This is a genomic window from Microbacterium sp. P2_F9 (assembly GCF_056403635.1).
In genome coordinates this window covers 1-4,113 of the sequence record NZ_JBFUFC010000262.1, presented here as the reverse complement: position 1 = coordinate 4,113, position 4,113 = coordinate 1, and the positions used below count along the sequence as shown (strand labels likewise).

Here is a 4,113-nt window from a genome sequence, read left to right as displayed (position 1 = left end):
ACCTACTTCTGGGGGTGACGCCAGCGTCGAGTTGATTCGTAGCGTCGACCATACCACCGGGTCGACAACGGACGTCCGCTCGGGGAAGGCACCCGAAGGAGAGCGCCGATGGTCGATTACCACGCGGAATGGCGGCGCAGTCTCGACGAGCCCGCCGCATTCTGGCTCGATGCCGCAGCCGCGATCGATTGGACGGTGCCGCCGCGCCGCGCGCTCGCCGAGAAGGATGCCGAGTGGAGCTGGTTTCCGGATGGCGCGCTGAACCTGAGTGCGAACTGCCTCGACCGTCATGTCGAGGCGGGCAGGGGAGATCTCGTCGCGCTCCGCTACCGCTCGGCCATGACGGGCACGCGCAAGGACTACACCTACGAGCAGCTGCGCGACCGGGTCGCCGAATTCGCGGGCGCACTCCGTGAGCTCGGCGTCGACCGGAGGGACCGCGTGCTGCTCTACCTGCCGATGACGCCGGAGGCGGTCATCGCCATGCTCGCCTGCGCGCGGCTCGGCGCCGTGCACTCGGTGGTGTTCGGAGGATTCGCGGCCACCGAGCTCGCCGTGCGGATCGCCGACGCACGGCCGACGGTGCTCGTGACGGCCTCGGGGGGACTCGAGCCCGGCCGCGTCGTGGAATATCTGCCGATCGTGCGGAAGGCTCTGGAGGCGGCACCCGGGATCGTCCGCACGGTCGTGGTGCGCGATCGTGCGGCCGTCCCAGGATGCGCCGCCGACTTCGCCGGAACGGTCGATGGCGTCCGCTGGTGCGATTGGGACGAGGTCGTCGCGGCAGCGCATCCGGTCGCACCGGTGCCCGTCGTATCGACCGATCCGCTGTATGTCCTCTATACCTCCGGCACCACTGGTGACCCGAAGGGGATCGTCCGCGACACCGGAGGCTATGCCGTGGCGCTTGCCTGGGCGATGCGCAACATCTACGACATCGGACCAGGTGACACGATGTTCACCGCCTCCGACGTCGGGTGGGTCGTCGGACACTCCTTCATCGTCTACGGACCGCTCCTAGTGGGAGCGACGACCGTGCTCTACGAGGGCAAACCGGTGGGCACGCCGGATGCCGGGGAGTTCTGGCGGACCGTGCAGGAGTGCGGCGTGAAGGCGATGTTCACGGCGCCCACGGCGCTGCGCGCCATCCGTCGCGTCGACCCGGACCTCGAGGAGCTGCCCGAGGGTGCACTGGCAGGTCTCAAGACGCTGTTCCTCGCCGGCGAGCGGCTCGACACCGAGACCTGGCACTGGGCGAACGAAGGCCTCGGCGTGCCGATCGTCGACCACTGGTGGCAGACCGAGACCGGCTGGCCGATCTGCGCGAACCCCATGGGGTTCGAGCCGCTCGCAGCCAAGGCCGGGTCGACGGCGGTGCCAATGCCGGGCTACGACGTGCGCATCCTCGACAGCCGCGGCCGGGATGTCACCGGCACCGGCGCGGGCGGCGCTTCGCCCGAGGGGAATATCGCGTTGCGCCTTCCCCTTCCACCCGGCGCGCTCACCGGCATCTGGGGACGCCTCGAACGGTTCCGCGAGGCGTACCTCGATGCGTTCCCGGGCTTCTATGCGACGGGGGATGCCGGATACATCGACGCGGACGGCTATGTGTTCGTCATGGGTCGCACCGACGATGTCATCAACGTCGCGGGACACCGCCTCTCGACGGGCTCGCTCGAAGAGGTCATTACCCGCCACCACGCCGTCGCAGAGTGCGCCGTCATCGGCGTGCACGACGCGCTGAAAGGACAGCGGGCGGCCGGCTTCGTGACGCTCAAAGCGCACGAGCATGTCGATCACGACACCCTCCAGGCCGAGCTCGTCGCCCTGGTGCGCGAGCACATCGGCCCCGTCGCGGCGTTCCGCGACGTGATGATCCTCGACCGGCTGCCCAAGACCAGATCCGGCAAGATCCTGCGCAAGACGATGCGGCAGATCGTCGATAGCGAGCCATTCCGCACCCCCGCGACCATCGAGGACCCCACGGTCCTCGATGCGCTGGTCGAGGCCGTCCGCGGCCGCGACCGCGCGCTGCACGACGCCCGCTGAGACCATCTCAGCGGCGACACCACAAGGCAAGGAGGCCTTCAAGAATGTCCGAATCCCCCACCGAAACCGCCCCTCCGGGCGGCCTCGACTACCTCGCCGAGGAGCGTACGCCGCAGTTCCTCGAGCTCAAGCGAAAGCACCGGAGCTTCGTGTTCCCGCTGTCCGTGGCGTTCCTCGTCTGGTACTTCGCGTTCGTTCTGCTCTCGTCCTTCGCACCGGACTTCATGGCGCAGAAGGTCTGGGGCCTGGTCACACTGGGGCTGCTTCTCGGCCTCGGTCAGTTCGTCACGACGTTCGCGATCACGATGTGGTACGTCTCGTATGCGAACCGCCATCTCGACCCGCTCTCAGCGCGGATCCGCGATGACCTCGAGGGTCAGGAGGCGGGCGAGTGAACGAATTCTTCGGCGCTGTTCACGCCACCGTCCAGACGGTGGAGAACAACCCCATCCTCAACATCTCGATCTTCGCGGCCTTCGTCGCGGTGACGCTGCTCATCGTCATCCGCGCGAGTCGCAACAGCAAGACCGCCGCGGACTACTACGCCGCCGGCCGGTCGTTCACGGGGCCGCAGAACGGCTTCGCGATCTCGGGCGACTACCTGTCCGCCGCATCCTTCCTCGGCATCACCGGGGCGATCGCGATCAACGGGTACGACGGATTCCTGTACTCGATCGGCTTCCTCGTCGCGTGGCTCGTCGCGCTCCTGCTCGTTGCCGAACTCATGCGCAACACCGGCAAGTTCACGATGGCCGATGTGCTGTCGTTCCGGCTGAAGCAGGGTCCGGTGCGCATGGCGGCTGCCGTGACGACGCTCGCCGTCTGCCTCTTCTATCTGCTGGCGCAGATGGCCGGCGCAGGCGGTCTGGTCGCGCTGCTGCTCGGCATCAACGACAAGCTGGGTCAGTCGCTCGTGGTCGCCGTCGTCGGTGTGCTCATGATCATCTACGTGCTCATCGGCGGCATGAAGGGCACGACCTGGGTGCAGATCGTGAAAGCCTTCCTGCTCATCGGCGGCGCGCTCGTCATGACGGTATGGGTGCTGGCCATCAACGGATTCAGCTTCAACGCTCTGCTCGAGAGCGCGGTCGCGGCATCGACGACCACCCCGAAGGACGCGATCCTCGGCCCGGGCCTGCAATACGGCAAGAACCCGTGGGACTTCATTTCGCTCGCGATCGCTCTGGTGCTCGGCACGGCGGGCCTGCCGCACGTGCTCATGCGCTTCTATACGGTCCCGACCGCCAAGGAGGCGCGCCGCTCGGTTGTCTGGGCGATCTGGCTCATCGGCATCTTCTACCTGTTCACGCTGGTGCTCGGCTACGGAGCGGGCGCCCTCGTCGGTCCCGACGTGATCAAGGCAGCGCCGGGCGGCGTCAATTCCGCTGCGCCGCTGCTCGCGCTTGCCCTCGGCGGACCGCTGCTGATGGGCTTCATCTCGGCGGTCGCGTTCGCGACGATCCTCGCGGTGGTGGCGGGCCTCACGATCACCGCGGCGGCCTCGTTCGCCCATGACATCTACGCGAGCGTCTGGAAGAAGGGCAACGTGCCCCCGGACGGCGAAGTGAAGGTCGCTCGTCGCACGGTGATCGTGATCGGGATCCTGGCTATCCTCGGTGGCATCGCGGTGCAGGGTCAGAACATCGCGTTCCTCGTGGCTCTCGCCTTCGCCGTCGCGGCGTCGGCGAACCTGCCGACGATCCTGTATTCGCTGTACTGGCGCCGGTTCACGACCCGAGGCGCGGTCTGGAGCATGTACGGCGGACTCGCCGCGGCGATCATCCTGATCCTGCTCTCGCCCGTGTTCTGGGGCACCGAGACCAGCGTCTTCAAGAACGTCGGTGTMGCGATCTGGCCGCTGAACAATCCGGGGATCGTCTCGATCCCGCTCGGGTTCTTCCTCGGCTGGCTCGGCTCCATCGTGTCGAAGCCCGGCTCGGAGAACCGCCGGCGCGCCGCCGAGATGGACGTGCGTTCGCTGTCGGGACACGGCGCCGAGAAGGCCACGACCCACTAAGGACGTGGAAGCGGCCCCGATCGGACCCTGGGGGAGCCGATCGGGGC

The 4,113-nt window shown here is 67.6% G+C and carries 3 protein-coding genes; all 3 read left to right on the top strand.

Annotation, left to right across the window (positions count from 1 at the left end):
* Positions 1-108 precede the first annotated feature (108 nt).
* Genes AC1DVT_RS18395 through AC1DVT_RS18385 form a run of 3 tightly spaced genes read left to right on the top strand, consistent with a single transcriptional unit; the run spans position 109 to position 4,066 of the window.
* The gene (locus AC1DVT_RS18395) at positions 109-2,049 is read left to right on the top strand and encodes an AMP-binding protein (RefSeq protein WP_477390626.1); all 1,941 of its coding nucleotides are present in this window, start codon (positions 109-111) and stop codon (positions 2,047-2,049) included.
* Positions 2,050-2,093: 44 nt separating this feature from the next.
* Positions 2,094-2,444, top strand: coding sequence for a DUF485 domain-containing protein (locus AC1DVT_RS18390; RefSeq protein ID WP_477390624.1), 351 nt, complete (start codon positions 2,094-2,096; stop codon positions 2,442-2,444).
* Positions 2,441-4,066: a solute symporter family protein gene (locus AC1DVT_RS18385; protein WP_457099369.1), complete on the top strand. Its 1,626-nt coding sequence runs from the start codon at positions 2,441-2,443 to the stop codon at positions 4,064-4,066. The genes AC1DVT_RS18390 and AC1DVT_RS18385 overlap by 4 nt, the downstream gene beginning before the upstream one ends.
* Positions 4,067-4,113 lie beyond the last annotated feature (47 nt).